Origin of the sequence: Sulfitobacter aquimarinus (assembly GCF_040149565.1) — a bacterium.
Classification (GTDB): Bacteria; Pseudomonadota; Alphaproteobacteria; order Rhodobacterales; family Rhodobacteraceae; genus Sulfitobacter; species Sulfitobacter aquimarinus.
The window spans coordinates 153,129-173,813 of the sequence record NZ_JBEFLO010000001.1; the positions used below are offsets into that span (position 1 = coordinate 153,129).

Below are 20,685 nucleotides of genomic sequence, written 5' to 3' on the forward strand. Positions count from 1 at the left end.
CGCCCCATTTCAATCACCCGCCAATACTTTTGGCAGAGGCCATGCCCGGCGCGTCAGACGCCCCGCCGAGCTTCTCGCGCACGCCGTCTTCGATCTTCTGTCCAATATCCGCGTCGATATTGCGCCAGTAGTCGAACGCCCGCACGAGGACTTTCTCGCTGACGCCGTCGCACAGGTGGCCGACAACATTCCCCACAAGCCGCTCACGGCCCGCGTCATCCATAACATCGCGCACCAGAATGCCCGCTTGGGTCCAGTCGTCATCATCCTCGCGTAGAGTATAGGCCTCGCGCACCATGTCGCCCTCGGCGTACCACAGCCCCGCTTCGTGCGGGTCGGGCTGAGCTGACGGGCCACCATAAGAATTTGGTGCATAGACCGGATCGGCAATTTTCTTGGTGCGCCCTGCCCCGTCCTTGGAATAGCTGTGAACATCCGACTGGGGGCTGTTCACAGGGATCTCTTTGTAGTTCACGCCCAGACGCGCACGGTGCGCATCGGCGTAAGCGAACCCGCGTGCCAGCAACATCTTGTCTGGCGACAGGCCAATGCCCGGCACCATGTTATTGGGCTCGAATGCGGCCTGTTCAATCTGCGTGTGAAAGTCCGTTGGATTTTCGTTCAAGGTCAGCTTGCCGACCTCCATGAGGGGATAATCCTCGTGCGGCCAAACCTTGGTGAGGTCGAATGGATTGATCCGATAGGTTTTCGCATCCTCAAACGGCATCACCTGCCATTTCAGCGTCCAGCTGGGAAAATTCCCGTCTGCAATTGCATTAAACAGGTCGCGGCGGTGATAATCTCCGTCCTGTCCGGCCATTTTATCGGCCTCTTCTTGTGTGAAATGCGCATTGCCATCACCTTGGTCCGTGTGGAAGTGAAACTTCACCCAGAACTTTTCGCCCGCATCGTTGATGAGCGAGTAGGTATGGCTCGAATAGCCATTCATCTCGCGCCAGGTCTTTGGAATGCCGCGATCACCCATAAGATAGGTCACTTGGTGCGCCGATTCTGGAGACAAAGTCCAAAAGTCCCACTGCATGTCGTGGTCGCGCATGTTGTTGTCCGCACGGCGCTTTTGGCTGCGAATGAAGTGTTGAAACTTCATCGGGTCGCGGATGAAAAACACAGGCGTGTTGTTGCCCACCATGTCAAAATTGCCGTCTTCCGTATACATTTTCACCGAAAACCCGCGCGGATCGCGCCAAGTGTCGGGGCTGCCCCGCTCCCCCGCGACGGTAGAAAAACGCATCACAACATCGCATTTCGCACCCTGCTGGAAAATTTTCGCCTTGGTGTATTTCGAAACATCCGCTGTGGTCTCGAAGGTGCCGAACGCACCCGATCCCTTGGCGTGCGGCTGCCGCTCGGGAATGCGCTCACGGTTGAAATTTGCCATCTGCTCTAACAGATAATGATCGTTCAGAACAATCGGGCCATCCGGACTGACCGTCAGAGAATGCTCGTCACTTTGTACGCGAATACCGGCGTCCGTTGTGGTGGGTGGAGTTTTATTCTCATCTGACATGGTGCGCCTTTCCGTTTGTGATGGTGTCTTCTGTTCACAACGCAAAAACCGGTAAGAAGTTCCCACGGGCATCAAGCACCTCGGCCGCTCACACAGCCAGCGCCCCTATCCGCGCCCTTTCAAATATGGCGCGCAGATGCCCGCCCGCAGACGGCACCTAGCCGCGCAATTAAGCGGCCACCCGGAAAAGCCTGCACGAAAAGGTTACTTTCTACACAGTCGAGGCATTCAGCGATATCTACGATCTGTCAGCAGAGTTCAGACGGCGCGTCATCCATCGCCCCCAAATCCAACATTGAGGACATGCCTTCGGCTAGGTCATGGATCGACGTATTGACCTCAACCTCGGGCAAATCGGCTTAGGTTGCCTTCACACTCTGTGTAAAGACTTCTTCGGCGCGCCTTGCGGCGACTGTTGGTTCCTGCGCCTTTTGCAGTTCTGCCAGTACATTCGTATGTACCCAGCTTTAGTCAAAGCAGAGAAAATCATTAGACCCAGCACGTTCGCTCGATTTAATGGCGGAGACGAAGGGATTCGAACCCTCGAGACCCTTCCGGGCCTACTCCCTTAGCAGGGGAGCGCCTTCGACCACTCGGCCACGTCTCCGTCGCCACGTCTACAAGGGATCGGGCGGCAAAAACAAGGTCAAAATGCAGAGCTTTCAGAAAATTCCTCGGCGGACTGCGCAAGCGTTGACCCGCAGCTTGATGGCTGGCGCTTTTCGGCAGAACGCGGCAGGTGAATACCGCAAAGTGCGGGCTTGGCCGACCTTGCTGTGCGCTTCTGGACATGGACTGCCGCGCATAAGTGCTTGGAAAATAGATTTCTGAGCTCAACTATGACCGTAGGGACAAATACTTCAACTCACCCATCCAAACACACGACAGGGTGATGTTTCGTGTTTTGAAAACGGTTCGGCACGGCACCACATCAGTTTCATCACAGCGCGGCACAGTCACGCCGCCGAACACTGAAAGGTAAATGACATGAAACTGTTTTTGGTATCTGCCGTTGCGGCCGCTTTATCCTCCGCCGCGTTTGCGGGCGCGTCTGATCGCTACAATGATCTGAAGCTGGACACATCCGAAACCGCCAAGCACAGCGTTTCGTCCGCGTCCGACGCATCCGCAATCGTCTTTTCCAGCCGCAGCAAAGGCGGCACGAAAGGCGAAGGCTTCCCCTATGGCGGCTTTGGCAAAGGCAACGACAGCCGCTAAGTCAAACCTTACTAGCGCGCGAGAACCCCGATTGATGCGCAGAGCATTTCCGTAAAAGTTCTGCGCATCACCAAAGGTTTAGGTGTTGAACAAGAAGTGCAGCACGTCTCCGTCCTTGACGGTATAGCCCTTACCTTCGGCGCGCATCTTACCCGCCTCTTTTGCAGGGCCTTCACCGCCGAGGCTAACAAAATCATCAAATGCGATCGTCTCGGCGCGGATGAAACCCTTTTCAAAGTCGCCGTGGATGACGCCTGCGGCTTTGGGCGCCGATGTGCCCTGCTTGATCGTCCAGGCGCGGGCTTCTTTCGGACCAACAGTGAAATATGTCTCAAGGTGCAACAGCTCGTAGCCTGCGCGAATAAGGCGGTCGAGACCCGCCTCCTCAAGGTTCATATCGTCGAGGAACATTTGCGCGTCCTCGGCGTCAAGCTGGCTGATCTCTTCCTCGATCTGGGCCGAAATGACGACAGCAGAGTTGCCTTGCGCGGCGGCCATGGCGGATACGGCAGCGGAGTGCGCGTTGCCCTTGGCCGCATCATCGACGCCGACGTTGCAGACATAAAGCACAGGCTTGGTTGTGAGCAATTGTAGCATGCGCCATGCCTTGGCGTCGTCTTCGTCGATCTCGACGGTGCGGGCAGGCTTGCCGTCTTCAATAGCGGCTTGGGCTGCGGCCAAAAGGCGGTCCTGTTGCACGGCCTCTTTGTCGTTGCCTTTAATCTTGCGCACCAGACCTGCGCGGCGTTTCTCGATGCTTTCCAGATCGGCAAGCATCAGCTCGGTGTCGATGGTTTCGGCATCGGCCACAGGGTCGACGCGATCTTCGACATGGGTGACGTCATCGTCTTCAAAACAGCGCAGCACATGGGCAATCGCGTCTGTTTCGCGGATGTTGGCAAGGAACTGGTTGCCAAGACCTTCGCCCTTGGACGCACCTTTGACAAGGCCCGCAATGTCCACAAAAGTCATGCGGGTCGGGATGATGGATTTGGACTGTGCAATGCCCGCCAGCGTATCCAGCCGCGCATCGGGCACGGCGACTTCGCCCACGTTCGGCTCAATCGTGCAGAACGGAAAGTTCGCAGCCTGCGCTGCCGCCGTGCGGGTAAGCGCGTTGAAAAGCGTTGATTTCCCGACGTTGGGAAGCCCAACGATACCCATTTTGAAACCCATGACAGCATCCTATTTGCAGCGTTTGGGGTGTGTTAGGGGGTCGCGCCCTTCTGCGCAAGGGTACAGCGCTGGCGAGAGGCCGCGGAAAATTCGAATTTTCCGGCCGGAATTTTGCAAAATTCCGATGCCCCGCCTGCGGGTTGCGGATTGATTTCCATGCACGGATTGGGCATTGCAGCACAGACACTATACAAAGGCCTGCTCTTATGACCCGCATCGACGCCAAATTTGCACAGCTCAAAGCCGAAGGTAAAAAGGCTTTTGTCTCATATGTGATGGCGGGTGATCCCGATTTTGAGCGCTCATTGGACGTGGTGCGCGGCCTGCCTTCCGCAGGTGTTGATATTATCGAGCTGGGCTTGCCCTTTACCGACCCGATGGCCGATGGCCCCACGATCCAGCTGGCAGGTCAACGTGCGTTGGACGGCGGCATGACACTGAACCGCACGCTGGAACTGGCCACCGAATTCCGCAAGGACGATGACACAACGCCGATCGTGCTCATGGGCTATTATAATCCGATCTATTCCATGGGTGTGGATGCGTTTCTGAGCGCGGCGAAGGCCGCAGGTATCGACGGGCTCATCGTCGTCGACCTGCCGCCAGAGGAAGACGAAGAGTTGTGCGAACCAGCCCAAGCTGCGGGTCTGAACTTCATCCGCCTTGCCACCCCCACCACCGATGACAAGCGCCTGAAAGCCGTGGCGCAGAACACCTCGGGCTTTGTGTATTACGTCTCGATCACCGGCATCACCGGCGCCGCCGAGGCCGAGGCCACAGACGTCTCCCCCGCCGTGGCGCGTATCCAGGCGGCCACCGGCCTGCCCGTGGTCGTAGGCTTTGGCGTAAACACGCCCGAGAAATCCCGCGCCATCGCCGAAGTCGCCGACGGCGTGGTGGTAGGGTCCGCCATCGTGAGCCAGATCGCGGCAGGCAACACCACCGAGGACGTGCTGGCGTTTGTGAAGACCCTTGCGGACGGTGCGCACTCAGTTTGAGGGCGGGATCAACACAGCTTCGTCGTCACGTTCATCGGTCTGGGAAAGGTAGTCGCGGCCGTTGATCTCCAACGCGCCGAGCGTTGCGCAGAACGACGGGCGCGAGGCTGCAACGGCGCGTAATTCACGCATGTCACCGCTTAATCGCGCTGCAGCATCGGTGTCTTCTCCCAATTTTGTCCGCAGCACATCCAGCGGCATCATCTTGCCCAGCGCGTTGATCTTTTGTGCCTGTTTCTGCGCCCGAATTTGGGCAAGCGCCACCTCATCCAACCGGATCAACGCCTGCGATTGCGCGGCCGCACAGGACGCCAACCCCGCCAGCAGCGTGCGCAACAACTCTTCGTCCAGCACGTCAAAGCTCAGAACCACGCGGACACCATCCGATAGCTCGTTAAAGCCAGAGCGCAGGTTTTCCTCAACGTCGCCCAACACCTTTTCGGTGCCTGAATCGGTATTGCGGTGTAGCTCATGAAAAGCTCTCCAATCGTTGATCACATATCTTGTCCAGCTGCATGAGGTATTGCGGGCACACCCCAAGCGCGCCCTCCTTGCCCCCGACAATTGCGGCATCAATCTGCGCATGTAGCGACCCAAGATACTTGACCCGCAGCCGGTCTGTAGACCGCTCCAAAAACCGGGGAGAGAAATAGCCAAGGGTCAGCGCCCCCGCCTTGATTCAACAGTTGATCCAAATTCACCAAATTGGTAAACAAACATGACCAGTCCTGTTCTTCGGAAAGTACCCCATGCCCGTCATCACCAACATCGACGATCTTAAACGCATTCACCGCCGCCGCGTGCCCAAGATGTTTTATGACTACGCCGAAAGCGGCAGCTGGACGGAACAAACCTTCCGCGAGAACACCTCCGACTTTGACAAAATCCGCCTGCGCCAGCGCGTTGCGGTCGACATGTCGGGCCGCAGCACAAAGACACAGATGATCGGGCAGGACGTCGCCATGCCCGTGGCCCTCGCCCCTGTCGGCCTGACCGGCATGCAACACGCCGACGGCGAGATTAAGGCCGCCCGCGCAGCCGAAGCGTTCGGCGTGCCTTTCACCTTGTCTACCATGTCCATCAACTCGATCGAGGAAGTCGCCCAAGCGACCAACAAACCCTTCTGGTTCCAGCTTTATACCATGCGCGACGAAGACTACGTGAACCGCCTGATCGAACGCGCGCGCGCCGCGAAATGCTCGGCCCTTGTCATCACGCTGGACCTGCAAATTCTGGGTCAGCGTCACAAGGACATCAAAAACGGCCTGACCGCCCCGCCGAAGCTCACCCCCTCCACCATCGCCAATCTGGCGACGAAATGGCGCTGGGGCCTCGAGATGCTGCAAACCAAAAGCCGCGGCTTTGGCAATATCGTGGGCCACGTGGACAACATCTCCGACGCCTCCGACCTCAGCGCATGGACGGCCGAGCAATTCGACCCCTCGCTCGATTGGAGCAAGATCGCCAAGATCAAGGAACAATGGGGCGGCAAGGTCATCCTCAAAGGCATTCTTGACGCCGAAGACGCCAAAATGGCGCTGCAAGTCGGCGCCGACGCCATCATCGTGAGCAACCACGGCGGCCGCCAACTCGACGGCGCGCTCAGCTCGATCCGCATGCTGCCCGCCATCCTCGACGCCGTGGGCGACCAGATCGAGGTCCACCTCGACAGCGGCATCCGCTCGGGTCAGGACGTGCTGAAGGCCATGGCAATGGGCGCCTCGGGCACCTACATCGGCCGCGCCTTCATCTACGGGCTGGGCGCGATGGGCCAGGCAGGCGTGACCCGCGCCCTCGAGGTCATCCACAAAGAGCTCGACACCACAATGGCCCTGTGCGGAGAAACGCAAGTTACCAACCTAAGCCGCGACAACCTGCTAATCCCGAAGGATTTTGAGGGCGACTGGCAGGACTGATGCTGGTCTTCTCCCAGCAAAACCTTGTCATGTTTTCGGTCCCTAAAACAGGCTCCACCGCGATGGAGGTCGCGCTGAAGCCGTGGGCTGACATTGCTTTCTACAAACACCGCAAACACACGCCCGTGGGCCGCTACCAGCGCAAGATCGCCCCATTCCTCGAAGCCGCCTATGACCTGCGCCCCGAGACAATGGCCGTGATCCGCGCCCCGTTGGAACATCTGCGCAGCTGGTACCGTTACCGCGCCGCCACCCTGCCCGTCGATTTCGACGGCTTCGTCCAAGGCGTGATCGCCCCCACCCCGCCCCAGTGGGCTCGTATCGGCAGCCAGCTGAACTTCCTCACCGACGCCCGCGGGACGTTGGGCATCACACACCTCTTCGCCTACGAAGCCCAGCCTACCCTACGCCAATGGCTCGAAATCCGTATGCAATCAGACATCACCTTCGCGCCGCAAAATGTCTCGCCCAATGCACCGACAAACCTGTCAAACGACACACTCGAAGCCTTTAACACCCACTACGCAGAAGAAATCGCACTGCACACAGAAGTCACAAACGCAGGCGGACATCTGATCACCGCCCTCTAGAACCCTATTTTTCTGACCTTAAATCACCTGGGGGAATTGGCCCAAAGGGCCAAGCGGCTGGCCTCCAGATCCCTACACCCGCTGCCGCTCTATCCGTCCCAGATAAGGAACCAGACAACTCCCGACCAAAACCATCATCGCGCCCACGGTTACAAATGCAGCACTCAGACTGATGCCCTGCGCCACCAGCCCCATCAGCTGCGGCCCAATGAAAAACGCACCATACCCCAAAACCGACACGCGGCTGATCACCGCCAATCGCAGGCGGGCAGGCACCGCCCGCCCCACCAGCGCCAAGGTCAGCGGCGCCACCACCGACACCCCCAGCCCCGCGATCGCAAAGAACACCAGCGCCACAACAGCACTGGGCGCAAGTGCCGCACCGATCAGCCCGAAGGCCGCAACCAGACAGGCCAGCACCATCAACCGTGTTTCCGGCACGAACCGCGCAAGCCCATGCCCCGACAGCCGCCCCACGCCCATCATCAACCCCAGTGCGATTGCCGCAATCGCAAAAGACACCGCAAGCGGTCCGGCATACCGCTGCGCCAAAGGTGCCAGCCACATCGCGCCAACAGCCCCAAGCGAGGCCCATAAAACCGCAACACCATACGCCCCGTCAGAGGCGCCCACATCTGCCTTCACAACCGGCATCTGCGCAAAATACGACGCCCACGCCAACCCAATGGCGCAAAACCCGCACAGCGGCTTGCGTGACGCATAAATATCGGCAAAAAAGCTCATATCCGCAGGCTTGCCACGCCAATCCTGCCGCCACAAGCACGCCCGTGCATTTCCCCCCTTTCCACAGGCCCCGTTCCCGTCTATACGCGCGACTTCATGCGGGGATACAGCCTTGGAGGATTCCCGCCCTTAACATATTGGAGAATTACTATGGCCGGAGAGATTCCAGATCTTATCGCCTTTGAACGGACGGGGACAGGCAAGGGCGCCGCTCGTCAGGCACGCCGTGATGGCATGGTGCCAGGCATTGTTTTTGGTGGCGACGCGGACCCGCTGCCCATCAACCTTGATTTCAACAAACTGCTGACCATGCTGCGCAAAGGCCGCTTTAAAGCGACCCTGTTCAACATGAAAGTCGAAGGCCACGATGACGTCCGCGTCATCTGCCGTGACGTTCAGCGCCACGTTGTAAAAGACCTGCCAACGCACGTCGACTTCATGCGTCTCAAGCGCACAACCAAGATCAACCTGTTCATCAACGTCGAAGTCGGCGGCGAAGAAGAGTGCCCCGGTCTGAAAAAAGGCGGCACGCTGAACCTTGTCCGCCCCGAGGTCGAACTGGTTGTGACAGCAGCAGACATTCCCGAAAGCATCACCGTCGATATTTCCGAACTGGAAATTGGCGATAATGCAACCATCGCGAACGTCAAACTGCCCGCAGGCTGCACGCCGGTCATCGACCGTGACTTTGTGATTGCACAAGTGTCCGCGCCTTCCGGCCTTGCGTCCTCTTCGGATGATGATGTTGATGCAGACGAAGTACCGACAACCGAAATGGATCCACCGAACGGCGAGCAAGCCGACGATTGATCTGTTTGCGTCATGCACCTGACAGACAAGGGGCTGCCTTCGGGCGGCCCCTTTTTCATTCCTACACCTCATATTTAACGCACCGCTGGACCCTGACCCGCCCGCGCAATATGATACCGCTCTAGCAGCGGAGAACCCCCATGAAACTGATCGTAGGCCTTGGCAATCCGGGTGCAAAATATGCGCGAAACCGCCACAACATCGGCTTCATGGCCGTCGAACGCATGGCCGCCGATCATGACTTTGGCCCGTGGAAAAGCAAACATCAGGGCAGCATCAGCGAGGGGCGCTTTGGCAGTGCCCGCGCCGTTTTGCTGCGCCCTGAAACCTTCATGAACAAATCGGGCGACAGCGTGGCCGCAGCCATGCGGTTCTACAAGATTGAGCCAGAGGATGTGGTGGCCCTTCATGACGAGCTGGACCTCGCACCGGGCAAAGTGAAATTCAAGATGGGCGGCGGACATGCGGGCCATAACGGTCTACGCTCGATCCACAGCCATCTGGGGCCGGAATACGGGCGCGTGCGCCTTGGCATCGGACATCCGGGCCATAAGGACCGCGTGGCGGGATATGTGCTCAATGACTTTGCCAAAGCCGAGGCAGACTGGCTCGACGATGTGCTGCGCGGCGTCAGCGACGGCGCACCGATGCTGGCAGCAGGCGATGCGGCCAAATTCATGAACGCGGTAAGCCTGCGCACTGCGCCCCCGCGCCCCTCTACAGGTACCAAAGGCCCGCAGAAAACCACGCCGCCCCCCAGCGAAGAGCGGCCGACGGCCAGCGATGAGCGCTCCGCCATGCAAAAACTGATGGACCGCTTCAAATGACGCTCAGGGCCGCCTTCCGCGATCAGGCCGCGTCCTGCATCGCGTTGGACAGCCCTTTTATGGGCCAGCTGCTCGGCATCCTTGCAGACCACTGGCCAGACGACAGCGCATTGGGTCGCAAGTTCGATCAATTCAGAGGCGATATCGGGCCTGCGGGTCACTCCCTCCCCCTGCGGGTTGCGGGGGGGTTGCACGCGCTTGCCCTGACGGGCCGTGACGCCGGCCTTGTCGCCACCTATCCGCCCCATACCGCAACAGATGCGGCCCTGCGCGATGCGGTTCTCTCCGCGCTTTCCACGCACGCGGCCTTCTTGCTGGATTGGACCGACAGCCCGCCCCAAACCAACGAAGTGCGCCGCTCTGCCGCGCTGATCGCGGGTGCCCGCGTGGCCGCAAGCCATTTTGACCTGCCCCTGTGCCTCAGCGAGCTTGGGGCGAGTGGCGGGCTTAACCTCATGTGGGATCACTACGCGTTAGACTGTGCAGGGCGGCAGTTCGGCCCACAGCACCCCGCATTGACCTTGTCGCCCGATTGGACTGGCCCGCCACCGCCCGCCAAGGCACCTCAGATCGCACAACGCGCAGGCGTTGATCTGAACCCGCTCGATCCCCGCGATCCTGATGATCTGCTGCGCCTCACGGCCTATCTATGGGCCGACCAACCCCACCGCCTTGCGCTGACCCGCGCGGCCGCTGCGGTGATGGATGCGCCCATCGCAACGGGTGACGCGATTGAGTGGCTTGCCCATCGGTTGACCGCAGCGCCCCAAGGGCAATTGCACCTGATCCAGCATTCCGTGGCGTGGCAGTATTTTCCCAAATCCGCCCGCGACCACGGCACCGCGCTGATTGAAACCGCAGGCGCATCCGCGACACCCGAACGCCCCTTGGCATGGCTGTCGATGGAAAGTGATGGCGACACCACAGGGCAAAAAGGCGCCGCGATCACCCTGCGGCTTTGGCCCGGTGATGTGACGATGGCGCTGGGCCGCGCCGATTTTCATGGCCGCTGGATCGATTGGCAATACCGCGCCTCTGCCGCCAACTAGGGCTGGCCAGCGCGCAATCTGCGTGGTTCACTCCTCCCTGACCCTTGCTGGAAGGAAAGCAAATGCGCACCGCTTTGAAATGGATCATTCGACTTTTGCTGGTCTTTGTCCTTGCCGCCGTCGCCGTCGGCCTGTGGCAACGCGAGCAGATCACGCGCTTGCTCGCCGTTAACTCGCTCTTCTCCGAAGAAAAGATCGTGCATAACTTTTCCAACATGAACGCGGCGTTCCTGAGCACCCCCGTCCCGCGCGGCAACGGCCCCACGGCCACGCTCGACTATGGGCCTGATGCCTCGCTGCCCGACGAGGTGAATGCATGGGTTAACGCGCGTGATGTGACAGCGCTTGTCGTGCTCAAAGACGGCCAGATCGTGCATGAGAGCTATTATCAAGGCACCGCGCCAGAGGATTTGCGCATCTCGTGGTCGGTGGCCAAAAGCTATCTGTCTGGTCTGATGGGTGTTTTGCTGGATGAAGGCACCATTGCCGACATCGACGATCCCGTGACCAAATACGCGCCCGCGCTTGTCGGCTCTGCTTATGACGGCGCAACGGTGCGCAATGTGCTGAACATGTCCAGCGGCGTGGAGTTCGACGAAGACTACCTTGACCCGCAATCGGACATTAACAAAATGGGCCGCGTGTTGGCCTTGGGCGGCAGTATGGATGACTTTGCCGCCGCACAGGATCAGAGGTTTGCCGATGCGGGGACGACTTGGAAATATGTCTCGATCGATACGCATATCCTGTCGATGGTGATCCGTGGCGCGACGGGCCGCCCCATTGCCGAGTTGCTGAGCGAGAAAGTGATCGCGCCGATGGGGTTGGAGGTGGCACCCTATTACCTGACCGACGGGTTCGGCACCGCGTTTGTATTGGGCGGGCTGAACCTGACGACACGGGATTATGCGCGGATGGGGCAGATGTTTTTGCAAAACGGGCGCTACAATGATCGCCAGATTATTCCCGCCGACTGGGTCGCAGCCTCCACCGCTCCGTCAGCCCCAACCGAAGCGGGCAACATCGGTTATGGCTATCAGTGGTGGATCCCCGCAAACGCGCCCGAGGGCGAATTCATGGCACGCGGCATTTACGGCCAGTATGTCTATATCAATCGCGCACGCGGGGTGGTGATTGCAACCAATGCCGCCGACCGCAAATTCCGCGAAGACGGCGTGAGCGCGCAAAACATCGCCATCTTCCGCGCCATCGCGAACAACCTGTAGGAAAGAAGATACGATGGAACCGGATGACAGCATCAATGCGCTGGGTGGCCCATTGGCCATGTGTGGGACGGACCCTGTGACCGGATTTTTCCGCGACGGGCATTGCAACACCTGCGCGGCAGATCAGGGAAGCCATACGGTATGCGCCGTGATGACGGCCGAGTTTCTGGCCTTTTCCAAATACGTTGGCAACAATCTGTCGACGCCCAACCCCGCCTTTGGCTTTGCAGGGTTAAAGCCAGGCGATCCTTGGTGCCTGTGCGCGGGGCGCTTCCTGCAAGCGGCTGAAGAAGGCTGTGGCCCACAGGTCCATCTGGCTGCGACGCATATCAGGGCGCTAGAGGTGGTGCCGCTGGAGGTGCTGAAAGCACATGCGACGGAGACGGGCGTATGAAACGGGCGCTCATCGCTGGCCTTGCGGCCACGCTCTTCGCTGGGGTGGCGGGCGCGCAGGATATCCGCCCGCAAGAACGCGCACGGCTGGACCGCTTTGAACGGCTGGCTGGAACCGCGCTGATGGAAGGCATGGCTGGTGGGTCTGCGTCAGATGTAGCGCAGCTGGTCACTGCCCTGTCAGGCACGCCGCAGGTCGCGTTTGATCCCTCGCTCGCAGGTGATTGGCGCTGCCGCACGATCAAACTGGGCGGGCTGACGCGGCTGGTCGTCTACACCAATTTCAAATGCCGCATGACGTTGGACAACACCGGCGTCACGTTCGAAAAACTCACGGGATCGCAGCGCACCTCGGGTCGGATCGAGATGCGCGAGGGGCGTGCGATCTATTTGGGCGTCGGATATGTCTCGACCGAAGCACCGCAGGAGTACGGCCAACTGGCCCCTGACTTTGAAGGCACCGCCACAGTCTATCCCGATGTCGCCGTGTTCGAGCGTATCTCGGCCACCCGCGCACGGCTGATCTTTCCCGCCCCCGTGAACGAGAGCGATCTGGATATACTGGAGCTGACCCGTTAGGGCCGGCAGATCAGGCGAATTCGCCCATCTCGAACCCAAGTGCTTTTGCGACCGTAAAGATGTCCTTGTCGCCACGACCACACATGTTCATCACCAGCAGGTGATCCTTGGGCAGCGTGGGCGCGATCTTCATCACATGGGCCAGCGCATGAGAGGGCTCCAGCGCGGGGATGATCCCCTCCAGCTCACAACATTTCTGGAACGCGGCCAGCGCTTCCACATCCGTGATCGAGACATATTTCGCGCGGCCAATGTCATGCAGCCATGCGTGCTCTGGCCCAATGCCGGGATAGTCGAGGCCCGCCGAGATCGAGAAGCCCTCGAGGATCTGGCCATCGTCGTCTTGCAGCAAATAGGTGCGGTTGCCGTGCAGCACGCCGGGGCGGCCACCGGTGAGCGAGGCGCAATGCTCCATCTTGGCGTTCACACCTTTGCCACCGGCCTCAACCCCGATGATATTCACCTCTTTTTCGTCGAGGAAGGGGTAGAACAGGCCCATCGCATTTGAGCCACCACCGATCGCGGCGATCAGCGTGTCGGGCAGACGGCCTTCGGCTTTCTCCATCTGGGTGCGCACTTCCTTGCCGATGATGCTTTGGAAATCGCGGACCATGGCAGGGTACGGGTGAGGACCAGCCACGGTGCCGATGCAATAGAATGTGTCGCGCACGTTGGTCACCCAGTCGCGCAGCGCGTCGTTCATCGCGTCTTTCAGGGTGCCACGACCAGAGGTCACAGGCACGATCTCGGCGCCCAGCAGGCGCATACGGAAGACGTTGGGGGCCTGACGCTCAACATCATGCGCGCCCATGTAGACCACGCATTTCAGGCCGAACTTCGCACAGACAGTCGCCGTGGCCACACCGTGCTGGCCCGCGCCCGTCTCGGCGATGATGCGCTTTTTGCCCATGCGACGCGCGAGAATGATCTGGCCCAGCACGTTGTTGATCTTATGCGCGCCTGTGTGGTTCAGCTCGTCGCGCTTCATATAGATTTTGGCACCACCGAGCTCTTCTGTCAGACGCTCGGCGTGATAAAGCGGACTGGGACGGCCAACATAATGCTCCCACAGGTCGCCCATCTCGGCCCAGAAGGTCTCGTCTGTTTTGGCTTTCTCATATTCTGCCTGCAAATCAAGGATAAGCGGCATCAGCGTCTCGGAGACAAAGCGCCCACCGAACTCACCAAAGCGGCCCTTTTCGTCGGGGCCGGTCATGAAGCTGTTGAAAAGATCGTTTGCCATTGCAGGGGTGCCTTTCAGATACTGTCTTGGACGACAGCAGTACCGCCCAAACGAGCAATCGTAAAGAAGCCATGCAGCCGCAGTCTGGGTTATCGGGCCACGACCTGGCCAAACAAACTTTCACAGAAAGTTTGTGCTCAAATCCTCGTTGAGGATTTGTCCGCCTGCACTGTCATCCGCACCGGTTGCGCATTGCAAAATATGATCACTTGCCCTGCGTTCTCAACAGCTGACAACCCGCGTTTGCGCAATTCCCGCTCAAAGGCATCGCGGCCTACCATCCGCTCCATATCAGACGTCTTGCGCCGCACGACGCCGCCATCAAGGGCAGATTTCGCGCGAGACAGATGGCGAAACCACTGCTGTGGAGAATGAGGAAGAGCGACCAATTTCATAAAAGCAAAATCGCAAATGTTAGTTAATCACGCGTTAACGGCGGCCCGCACCAGCGCATCAATCAAACCCGCGTCCTTGACACCCGGACTGCTTTCAACACCGGATGCCACATCCACCTGATAGGCATTCGTCCGCTGGATCGCCTCGGCCACGTTGTCGGGGGTCAACCCGCCAGCCAGCATCCAAGGGCTGCGCCACACCCGACCTGCCAGCAACTGCCAGTCAAACGCCAGCCCGTTCCCCCCTGGAAGGTCCGCATCTTTTGGCGGCTTGGCATCAATCAGCAACTGGTCGGCGACGCCGGAGTAGAGATCGATCTTGTCCAGATCGGCAGCCTCGGCCACGCCGATCGCTTTCATCACGGGCAAGCCATAGCGCGCCTTGATATGGGCCACGCGCTCCACGCTTTCGCTGCCGTGCAGCTGCAACATATCCAGCACGACCCCCTGTGTGAGACTGTCCAGAAACGCGTCATCCGCATTGACCGTCAACGCCACCTTGCAGACACCCACAGGGACCGCAGCCGCCAAAGGCGCAGCACCAGCGATGTCTACGGATCGTGGAGATTTGGGGAAGAACGTAAATCCGACATAGCGACCGCCCGCATCCGCGACAGCCGCTACATCCTGCGGCCTGCGCAGGCCGCAAATCTTTACCGAAATGTCAGCGGGCATAAAGACTTAGCCTGCTTTGTCCAGCAGGGCCAAAACCTCGTCCTTGCCTGCGTGCTTTTCTTCTTTCAAGCGATCAATCTCGCGTTGCAGGCGGCGCATTTCGCGGGCTTGCTTGGCGGCTTCGGCACGGTCACCGAATTCACGGATCCATTCCCAGATGAACCCGACCAACAAACCGGCAAGGATGCTTCCGAGGATGACGATAAACAGCGGCAGATTAACCGACGGGTTCACAGCGAACATGCCCGACAGCTCGGTCGGCAGAACCTGCAACGACACAATCGCGCGGTTTGCCAAAGCAACAGATACAAGTGCCACCGAAAAGATGGCGATACATAGATAGCGGACGTAGCGCATTAACTTTTCCCGTTCAGCCGATCACGGAGCAACTTCCCCGTCTTGAAGAAGGGTACATGTTTCTCTTCGACATGAACAGTCTCTCCAGTGCGCGGATTTCGCCCCGTGCGCGCATCCCGCTTCTTGACCGAAAAGGCACCAAAGCCGCGCAGCTCGACCCTGTCGCCTTTGGACATCGCGGCTGTAATCTCGTCAAATATGGTGTTCACAATACGCTCTACATCCCGCTGATACAGGTGTGGGTTGTCGTCTGCGATCTTTTGGATCAATTCGGACCGGATCATTCGTTTCTCCCCGCGCATTTATGCGTCAATTTGTCGTTACTATAGGAAATTAGGCCTCATCCGAAAAGTGACAGCTGCGACCAAATCCAGCATTTTGCTACGTCCAGACGGTGAATTCGGGCGTTTTCCCCCAACCTCAGGTGGCGCTTGAGACGAAATTCCAGAATCGCCCAAATTACCGATAATTTACGTTAACCGATTCGCAACGAAAAACCCCGCACATTTCTGCGCGGGGTTTGTTGTTTTACTCTGCGGGCCGGAACCCGTTGAGGAAAGGCTTTGGCCGATCAGTCGTCGCTGGTCTTCAGCGCCGCGCCAAGGATGTCGCCAAGTGACGCACCCGAGTCGGAGGAACCATACTGTTCCACGGCTTCTTTCTCTTCAGCGATTTCACGCGCTTTGATCGAGACGCCCAAACGGTGTGCTTTTGCGTCGACGTTGGTGATGCGCACATCAACCTTGTCGCCAACCGAGAAACGCTCGGGGCGCTGCTCTGCACGGTCACGCGACAGATCGGAGCGGCGAATGAAGGCTTTCATGCCCTCGTATTCCACTTCGATGCCACCGTCTTCGATGGAGGTCACAGCCACAGTCACAACAGAACCGCGCTTCACGCCGCCCACTGCTTCCGCGAACTTGTCGCCGCCCACGCCTTTGATGGAGAGCGAGATGCGCTCTTTCTCGACGTCGACTTCGGAGACAACGGCCTGAACCATGTCGCCTTTGCGGTAGTCCTGAATGGCTTCTTCGCCGCGCTGGTCCCAGCTCAGATCAGAGAGGTGAACCATGCCGTCGATGTCGCCGGGCAGGCCAACAAACAGACCGAATTCGGTGATGTTTTTGACTTCGCCTTCGACTTCGGTGCCTTCAGGGTGTGTTTCTGCAAACACTTCCCATGGGTTGCGCATGGTCTGTTTCAGACCAAGGGAAACGCGACGCTTGGCGCCATCGATTTCCAGAACCATGACTTCGACTTCTTGGCTTGTGGAAACGATCTTGCCCGGGTGTACGTTCTTTTTGGTCCATGACATCTCGGAGACGTGCACGAGGCCTTCAACACCTGGCTCCAGCTCAACAAAGGCGCCGTAATCGGTGATGTTGGTCACGCGGCCTGTGTGTGAAGATTCCAGTGGGTATTTCGCAGCAACCAGATCCCATGGATCTTCTTGCAGCTGCTTCATGCCGAGGGAGATGCGGTGAGTCTCTTTGTTGATCTTGATGACTTGAACCTTGATGGTCTCGCCAATTGTCAGGATCTCGGACGGGTGGTTCACACGGCGCCATGCCATGTCTGTCACGTGCAGCAGGCCGTCTACGCCGCCAAGGTCCACAAACGCACCGTATTCGGTGATGTTCTTGACCACGCCGTCGACTTCCTGGCCCTCGGTGAGGTTGCCAATGACTTCGGCACGCTGTTCGGCACGGGATTCTTCGAGGATCGCACGACGCGATACAACGATGTTGCCACGGCGACGGTCCATTTTCAGAACCTGGAACGGCTGCTTGAGACCCATCAGCGGGCCCGCATCGCGCACGGGGCGCACATCAACCTGAGAGCCGGGCAGGAACGCAACAGCGCCGCCAAGGTCCACAGTAAAGCCACCTTTGACGCGGCCAAAGATTGCGCCTTCGACGCGCTCTTCTGCGGCATAGGCTTTTTCCAGACGGTCCCATGCTTCTTCACGGCGCGCCATCTCACGTGAGATAACCGCTTCGCCGCGCGAGTTCTCTACCTGACGCAGGAACACTTCGACTTCGTCGCCGACAGCAATTTTGGGAGCTTCGCCGGGATCGGCAAATTCTTTCAACTCAACGCGGCCTTCCATTTTGTAGCCTACGTCGATGATGGCTTGGCCCGCTTCGATCGCGATAACCTTACCTTTAACAACGGAACCCTCTTCGGGGGTGTCCATTTCGAAGCTTTCGTTCAAGAGTGCTTCAAACTCGTCCATCGTATTTGCCATATGGCGTATCGTTTCCTTTTTAGCGTTTATTCTGGCCGCGCGGTTGTCTCCGCCGGTCTTTAGAAGGGTGCCCACCTTTGGTGTGACAGTGAGATTGCCCGAAGGGTCAGGGCCGGTTGCGATAAAGAAAGAGGGCCGGAAGACTCCGACCCCGCCTGAAATATCGCGTCCGGTACGTGTATCCGTCCCTTAGACATGCGCGCGTATAGGCGGTTTAAACCCAAGGATCAAGAGGGATCGGGGGTGCCCCCGCCCTTATGATTTGCATCACGCGCCTTGCGGCCTATGCCGCCGCAAAGCTGAACTGCGGGCTGTCGAGGGTCGGCGCAGGGCCGGTAATGCCCGAGCCGTCTTCGAGCGCGACGGTGATCAACGTCTGACCACCCGACACAAAGTGATACAGCAGATGGGTGCCGTTGGCATTGAACTCTGTCTGCATTTCCAGACTGTCGAGCACGGATTGCGGTGCTGTCACCTCAAGCGTGTCCGTGGCGCTGAAGCCGCGCACAACCGCCGCGCTGCGGTCAAGGTGCTCGGGAAGTATCGTCACCCGCGCCACGTCGTTCTCGATCGGGTCGGCATCCTCCGCGCCACGCCACGGTCCTAACTGCGCAAATTGGCCCAAATGGATCGAGACCGTATCGTCGCCCATCCCACCTTCAGCATTTCCGTAGATTAAGCCGTCAACTACTGTCTCCCAATCAACCTCAGGCAAAACAGTGATCAGGTCGTCGCCATCGCCCCCGTCCAGGTGGCTTTCACCAGTGCCGATCAGCGTGTCGTTCCCGTCACCCCCGTCGATCCGGTTGTCGCCACGATCCGTCAGCAGATCGTCCCCCTCGCCGCCAAAGACCTGCATCAAACTGCCGCGAATGGTGATCTCGTCGTCACCGCTGTCGCCCCACAGATTACTGCTTTCGCCGTGGTAGGTGATTACATCGTCGCCTTCACCCGCGTGAATGGCCGCACGGTTTTCCTCAGAACCCGTGATCGTGTCATCGCCCGCGCCAGTGTAGACGACCGTGCCTTCATTCACGTAGGTACTGCCGCTGTTGTCGACGGACACGTTGTCGTCGCCTGCGCCTGTAATAACAAAGGTATCAGTTTCCACATTGATCGTGCCCTCGGGGCTGCCAGTCAGAATAATCTCGTAGGAGTCCTCGTCATACTCCTCGCCCGCGCCTTGATAGCGGCCGATCTTGATCGCGTCGTCAGGCAGTGGCCCACTGTTCCTGAGGATCACAGTCTGGCCGATTTCAGTGGCGTCGCCCGTCTCTTGCAGGTTGCTCAGTGACAAGGTCACAGCGGTGTCATTAGTGCCTGCAACGGGTTGCTGGATCAGCTCTAACGAGACGTCGCCCGCATCGTCCAGCGCGCTCGTCAGCCACAGATAGCCCGGAAGCTCGAAGACGAGGACGTCTTCCTCAGCATCAAAATCCTCGATCACTGCGGGTGTCGCATCATCAAAGCCGTCGATGCCGAAAGCCACGACATCCTCGCCTGCGCCGAGCGTGATCGCGCGCTCACCTGATTCGTGATCCGCACCGTAGCCGTTCTCAAACAGGCGGATGTGATCGTCGCCATCGCCGCCCGAGATCGTGGCATCCTGCGCACCAAACCCGCTGAGTTCGAAATAGTCGTCCCCCGCACCGCCCTCAAGCGTGACAGGGCCGGTGTTCTCGAACAGGTCCTCTGGTTCAACCTCGTCCCCGAATAAACGGTGGGTCAGCGTGTCATTGCCCTCGCCCCCATCGGCGGATTGGCTGCCACTGAGTGATACGCGAATAAAGTCGTCACCGCTGGTCGCGGCAAGTGTATCAGCGGCGCCAAAGTCGATGTCAGGATCAGCAGCGGCAGGCGCAGGTGTGAAGGGCTCGGGGTCTTGGCCCGCGGGAAAAAGCGTGGCGGGATCAGATGTCTTGACGGGGAAGGATGTCACCGGATCTGGTGTGACGGGGTCAGGGTCAACTACCGCAACGGGTTCGTCTTCTTGCTCTGGCAGCGGCTCTTGCGGGTCGGGCGCGGCCTGATTGTCCTCGCCCTCATCAGAGGTGAACGCAGGAACAAGAAGTCCCGCCAAAGCCAGCAGCAGCATATAGGTCATGAATTTCCCCCTGGTTTCAACAACAGACTAGAAGAAGCTTCCAATCTGAGTCAAATCGCAGGCACCCCCCAATGTAAATGCGCGGCGGATATCACAGCCTGTTCGCATCCAGCCACTGCCCCAGCTGCTTCAACTGAGCGATGAACTGCCCGACGCCGTCGCCGTCCACCGCGCCAAAGACCTGCATCAGATCGGGGCCAATGTCCTGATAGATTTTCCCCAACAACATCCCTGCATCTGGTTTTGCGATGACCAGTTTGGCCCGCTTGTCCTTGGGGCTGGCGACCGTATCGACCAAGCCCATTACCTGAAACTTGGCGATTGTTTTGGTGACGGCAGGCTGCTCGACCTCGACCGCGGCGGCGATATCGGAAATCCGCACCCCCTGCCCCGGCGGTTGCCGCGCGATGTGGTGGAGGATGCTGAACTGGCCTTGTGTCAGGTCGTGCGGCTCCAACAGCACCTGCATCCGCGTGCCAAACAGCTTGGTCACAATCGTCAGCCAAGTCGCGCATTCCGCCACCAGCGGCCCTGTCAGTTCTGTCATGGGTAGAAATTCCTCTTGACTTACATTCCGGAGAATATAAATACATTCCCAGGAATGCAAAT

The 20,685-nt window shown here is 59.0% G+C and carries 21 protein-coding genes and 1 tRNA gene; 10 read left to right on the top strand and 12 right to left on the bottom strand.

Annotated elements, in window-relative coordinates; translation table 11 throughout:
* Positions 1-13 precede the first annotated feature (13 nt).
* Both ABMC88_RS00695 and ABMC88_RS00700 read right to left on the bottom strand, forming a co-directional pair.
* Positions 14-1,528: a catalase gene (locus ABMC88_RS00695; RefSeq protein WP_349574908.1), complete on the bottom strand. Its 1,515-nt coding sequence runs from the start codon at positions 1,526-1,528 to the stop codon at positions 14-16.
* Between the two features lie 517 nt (positions 1,529-2,045).
* Positions 2,046-2,135 (bottom strand) — tRNA-Ser (locus ABMC88_RS00700).
* A gap of 380 nt (positions 2,136-2,515) precedes the next feature.
* On the opposite strand from ABMC88_RS00700, the gene ABMC88_RS00705 reads away from it, so the two are divergent.
* Positions 2,516-2,746: a hypothetical protein gene (locus ABMC88_RS00705; RefSeq protein WP_349574909.1), complete on the top strand. Its 231-nt coding sequence runs from the start codon at positions 2,516-2,518 to the stop codon at positions 2,744-2,746.
* Positions 2,747-2,824: 78 nt separating this feature from the next.
* On the opposite strand, the gene ychF is transcribed toward ABMC88_RS00705, so the two are convergent.
* On the bottom strand, positions 2,825-3,922 hold the full coding sequence (gene ychF, locus ABMC88_RS00710; RefSeq protein ID WP_349574910.1) for a redox-regulated ATPase YchF: 1,098 nt from the start codon (positions 3,920-3,922) through the stop codon (positions 2,825-2,827).
* Positions 3,923-4,128: 206 nt separating this feature from the next.
* Between ychF and trpA the strand changes: the two genes are divergently transcribed.
* Positions 4,129-4,920, top strand: a complete 792-nt coding sequence (trpA, locus tag ABMC88_RS00715) for a tryptophan synthase subunit alpha (protein WP_349574911.1) — start codon at positions 4,129-4,131, stop codon at positions 4,918-4,920.
* Here the strand turns inward: trpA and ABMC88_RS00720 are convergent.
* Positions 4,912-5,418 carry a hypothetical protein gene (locus ABMC88_RS00720; protein WP_349574912.1) on the bottom strand — a complete coding sequence of 169 codons (507 nt, stop codon included), beginning with the start codon at positions 5,416-5,418 and terminating at the stop codon, positions 4,912-4,914. The genes trpA and ABMC88_RS00720 overlap by 9 nt on opposite strands.
* A gap of 251 nt (positions 5,419-5,669) precedes the next feature.
* Here ABMC88_RS00720 and ABMC88_RS00725 point away from each other — a divergent pair, with 251 nt between their 5' ends.
* Both ABMC88_RS00725 and ABMC88_RS00730 read left to right on the top strand, forming a co-directional pair.
* Positions 5,670-6,836, top strand: coding sequence for an alpha-hydroxy acid oxidase (locus tag ABMC88_RS00725; RefSeq protein WP_349574913.1), 1,167 nt, complete (start codon positions 5,670-5,672; stop codon positions 6,834-6,836).
* Complete coding sequence (locus ABMC88_RS00730) at positions 6,836-7,426, top strand: hypothetical protein (RefSeq protein WP_349574914.1); 591 nt, start codon at positions 6,836-6,838, stop codon at positions 7,424-7,426. Before ABMC88_RS00725 ends, ABMC88_RS00730 begins: the two co-directional genes overlap by 1 nt.
* 72 nt (positions 7,427-7,498) lie before the next feature.
* Here ABMC88_RS00730 and ABMC88_RS00735 read toward each other — a convergent pair whose 3' ends face one another.
* Complete coding sequence (locus ABMC88_RS00735) at positions 7,499-8,170, bottom strand: MFS transporter (RefSeq protein ID WP_349574915.1); 672 nt, start codon at positions 8,168-8,170, stop codon at positions 7,499-7,501.
* Positions 8,171-8,320: 150 nt separating this feature from the next.
* On the opposite strand from ABMC88_RS00735, the gene ABMC88_RS00740 reads away from it, so the two are divergent.
* The 6 genes from ABMC88_RS00740 to ABMC88_RS00765 all read left to right on the top strand — a co-directional run bounded on the left by ABMC88_RS00740 (position 8,321) and on the right by ABMC88_RS00765 (position 13,054).
* Positions 8,321-8,980, top strand: a complete 660-nt coding sequence (locus tag ABMC88_RS00740) for a 50S ribosomal protein L25/general stress protein Ctc (protein WP_349574916.1) — start codon at positions 8,321-8,323, stop codon at positions 8,978-8,980.
* Between the two features lie 140 nt (positions 8,981-9,120).
* Positions 9,121-9,807, top strand: a complete 687-nt coding sequence (pth, locus tag ABMC88_RS00745; protein ID WP_349574917.1) for an aminoacyl-tRNA hydrolase — start codon at positions 9,121-9,123, stop codon at positions 9,805-9,807.
* Positions 9,804-10,856: a DUF2332 domain-containing protein gene (locus ABMC88_RS00750; RefSeq protein ID WP_349574918.1), complete on the top strand. Its 1,053-nt coding sequence runs from the start codon at positions 9,804-9,806 to the stop codon at positions 10,854-10,856. The genes pth and ABMC88_RS00750 overlap by 4 nt, the downstream gene beginning before the upstream one ends.
* 62 nt (positions 10,857-10,918) lie before the next feature.
* Complete coding sequence (locus ABMC88_RS00755) at positions 10,919-12,082, top strand: serine hydrolase domain-containing protein (RefSeq protein WP_349574919.1); 1,164 nt, start codon at positions 10,919-10,921, stop codon at positions 12,080-12,082.
* Between the two features lie 13 nt (positions 12,083-12,095).
* Positions 12,096-12,476: a DUF2237 family protein gene (locus tag ABMC88_RS00760; RefSeq protein WP_349574920.1), complete on the top strand. Its 381-nt coding sequence runs from the start codon at positions 12,096-12,098 to the stop codon at positions 12,474-12,476.
* The gene (locus ABMC88_RS00765) at positions 12,473-13,054 is read left to right on the top strand and encodes a DUF4893 domain-containing protein (RefSeq protein WP_349574921.1); all 582 of its coding nucleotides are present in this window, start codon (positions 12,473-12,475) and stop codon (positions 13,052-13,054) included. The genes ABMC88_RS00760 and ABMC88_RS00765 overlap by 4 nt, the downstream gene beginning before the upstream one ends.
* Before the next feature lie 10 nt (positions 13,055-13,064).
* On the opposite strand, the gene trpB is transcribed toward ABMC88_RS00765, so the two are convergent.
* The 7 genes from trpB to ABMC88_RS00800 all read right to left on the bottom strand — a co-directional run bounded on the left by trpB (position 13,065) and on the right by ABMC88_RS00800 (position 20,623).
* The gene (trpB, locus tag ABMC88_RS00770) at positions 13,065-14,297 is read right to left on the bottom strand and encodes a tryptophan synthase subunit beta (protein ID WP_349574922.1); all 1,233 of its coding nucleotides are present in this window, start codon (positions 14,295-14,297) and stop codon (positions 13,065-13,067) included.
* A gap of 422 nt (positions 14,298-14,719) precedes the next feature.
* Positions 14,720-15,367: a phosphoribosylanthranilate isomerase gene (locus ABMC88_RS00775; protein ID WP_349574923.1), complete on the bottom strand. Its 648-nt coding sequence runs from the start codon at positions 15,365-15,367 to the stop codon at positions 14,720-14,722.
* A 6-nt stretch (positions 15,368-15,373) separates the two neighbouring features.
* Entirely contained in the window at positions 15,374-15,724 is a 351-nt protein-coding gene (locus ABMC88_RS00780) for a lipopolysaccharide assembly protein LapA domain-containing protein (RefSeq protein ID WP_349574924.1), read from the bottom strand.
* A complete protein-coding gene (gene ihfB, locus ABMC88_RS00785) occupies positions 15,724-16,008 on the bottom strand; it encodes an integration host factor subunit beta (protein WP_349574925.1) in 285 nt (94 codons plus the stop codon). The genes ABMC88_RS00780 and ihfB overlap by 1 nt, the downstream gene beginning before the upstream one ends.
* Before the next feature lie 287 nt (positions 16,009-16,295).
* Positions 16,296-17,981 (bottom strand): 30S ribosomal protein S1, encoded by a 1,686-nt coding sequence (gene rpsA / locus ABMC88_RS00790; RefSeq protein ID WP_349575549.1) that lies wholly within the window; start codon positions 17,979-17,981, stop codon positions 16,296-16,298.
* Between the two features lie 274 nt (positions 17,982-18,255).
* The gene (locus ABMC88_RS00795; RefSeq protein WP_349574926.1) at positions 18,256-20,076 is read right to left on the bottom strand and encodes a calcium-binding protein; all 1,821 of its coding nucleotides are present in this window, start codon (positions 20,074-20,076) and stop codon (positions 18,256-18,258) included.
* 91 nt (positions 20,077-20,167) lie between these two features.
* Entirely contained in the window at positions 20,168-20,623 is a 456-nt protein-coding gene (locus ABMC88_RS00800; protein ID WP_349574927.1) for a MarR family winged helix-turn-helix transcriptional regulator, read from the bottom strand.
* Between the last annotated feature and the right edge of the window lie 62 nt (positions 20,624-20,685).

Bases quoted from the DNA above. Each gene is read 5' to 3' on its own strand.
- ABMC88_RS00795 (WP_349574926.1), bottom strand. From the start codon at position 20,076: ATGACCTATATGCTGCTGCTGGCTTTGGCGGGACTTCTTGTTCCTGCG.
- ABMC88_RS00705 (WP_349574909.1), top strand. From the start codon at position 2,516: ATGAAACTGTTTTTGGTATCTGCCGTTGCGGCCGCTTTATCCTCCGCC.
- ihfB (WP_349574925.1), bottom strand. From the start codon at position 16,008: ATGATCCGGTCCGAATTGATCCAAAAGATCGCAGACGACAACCCACAC.
- ychF (WP_349574910.1), bottom strand. From the start codon at position 3,922: ATGGGTTTCAAAATGGGTATCGTTGGGCTTCCCAACGTCGGGAAATCA.
- ABMC88_RS00695 (WP_349574908.1), bottom strand. From the start codon at position 1,528: ATGTCAGATGAGAATAAAACTCCACCCACCACAACGGACGCCGGTATT.
- ABMC88_RS00725 (WP_349574913.1), top strand. From the start codon at position 5,670: ATGCCCGTCATCACCAACATCGACGATCTTAAACGCATTCACCGCCGC.
- ABMC88_RS00800 (WP_349574927.1), bottom strand. From the start codon at position 20,623: ATGACAGAACTGACAGGGCCGCTGGTGGCGGAATGCGCGACTTGGCTG.
- trpA (WP_349574911.1), top strand. From the start codon at position 4,129: ATGACCCGCATCGACGCCAAATTTGCACAGCTCAAAGCCGAAGGTAAA.
- pth (WP_349574917.1), top strand. From the start codon at position 9,121: ATGAAACTGATCGTAGGCCTTGGCAATCCGGGTGCAAAATATGCGCGA.
- ABMC88_RS00760 (WP_349574920.1), top strand. From the start codon at position 12,096: ATGGAACCGGATGACAGCATCAATGCGCTGGGTGGCCCATTGGCCATG.
- trpB (WP_349574922.1), bottom strand. From the start codon at position 14,297: ATGGCAAACGATCTTTTCAACAGCTTCATGACCGGCCCCGACGAAAAG.
- ABMC88_RS00780 (WP_349574924.1), bottom strand. From the start codon at position 15,724: ATGCGCTACGTCCGCTATCTATGTATCGCCATCTTTTCGGTGGCACTT.
- ABMC88_RS00730 (WP_349574914.1), top strand. From the start codon at position 6,836: ATGCTGGTCTTCTCCCAGCAAAACCTTGTCATGTTTTCGGTCCCTAAA.
- ABMC88_RS00765 (WP_349574921.1), top strand. From the start codon at position 12,473: ATGAAACGGGCGCTCATCGCTGGCCTTGCGGCCACGCTCTTCGCTGGG.
- ABMC88_RS00775 (WP_349574923.1), bottom strand. From the start codon at position 15,367: ATGCCCGCTGACATTTCGGTAAAGATTTGCGGCCTGCGCAGGCCGCAG.
- ABMC88_RS00755 (WP_349574919.1), top strand. From the start codon at position 10,919: ATGCGCACCGCTTTGAAATGGATCATTCGACTTTTGCTGGTCTTTGTC.
- ABMC88_RS00750 (WP_349574918.1), top strand. From the start codon at position 9,804: ATGACGCTCAGGGCCGCCTTCCGCGATCAGGCCGCGTCCTGCATCGCG.
- ABMC88_RS00735 (WP_349574915.1), bottom strand. From the start codon at position 8,170: ATGAGCTTTTTTGCCGATATTTATGCGTCACGCAAGCCGCTGTGCGGG.
- ABMC88_RS00740 (WP_349574916.1), top strand. From the start codon at position 8,321: ATGGCCGGAGAGATTCCAGATCTTATCGCCTTTGAACGGACGGGGACA.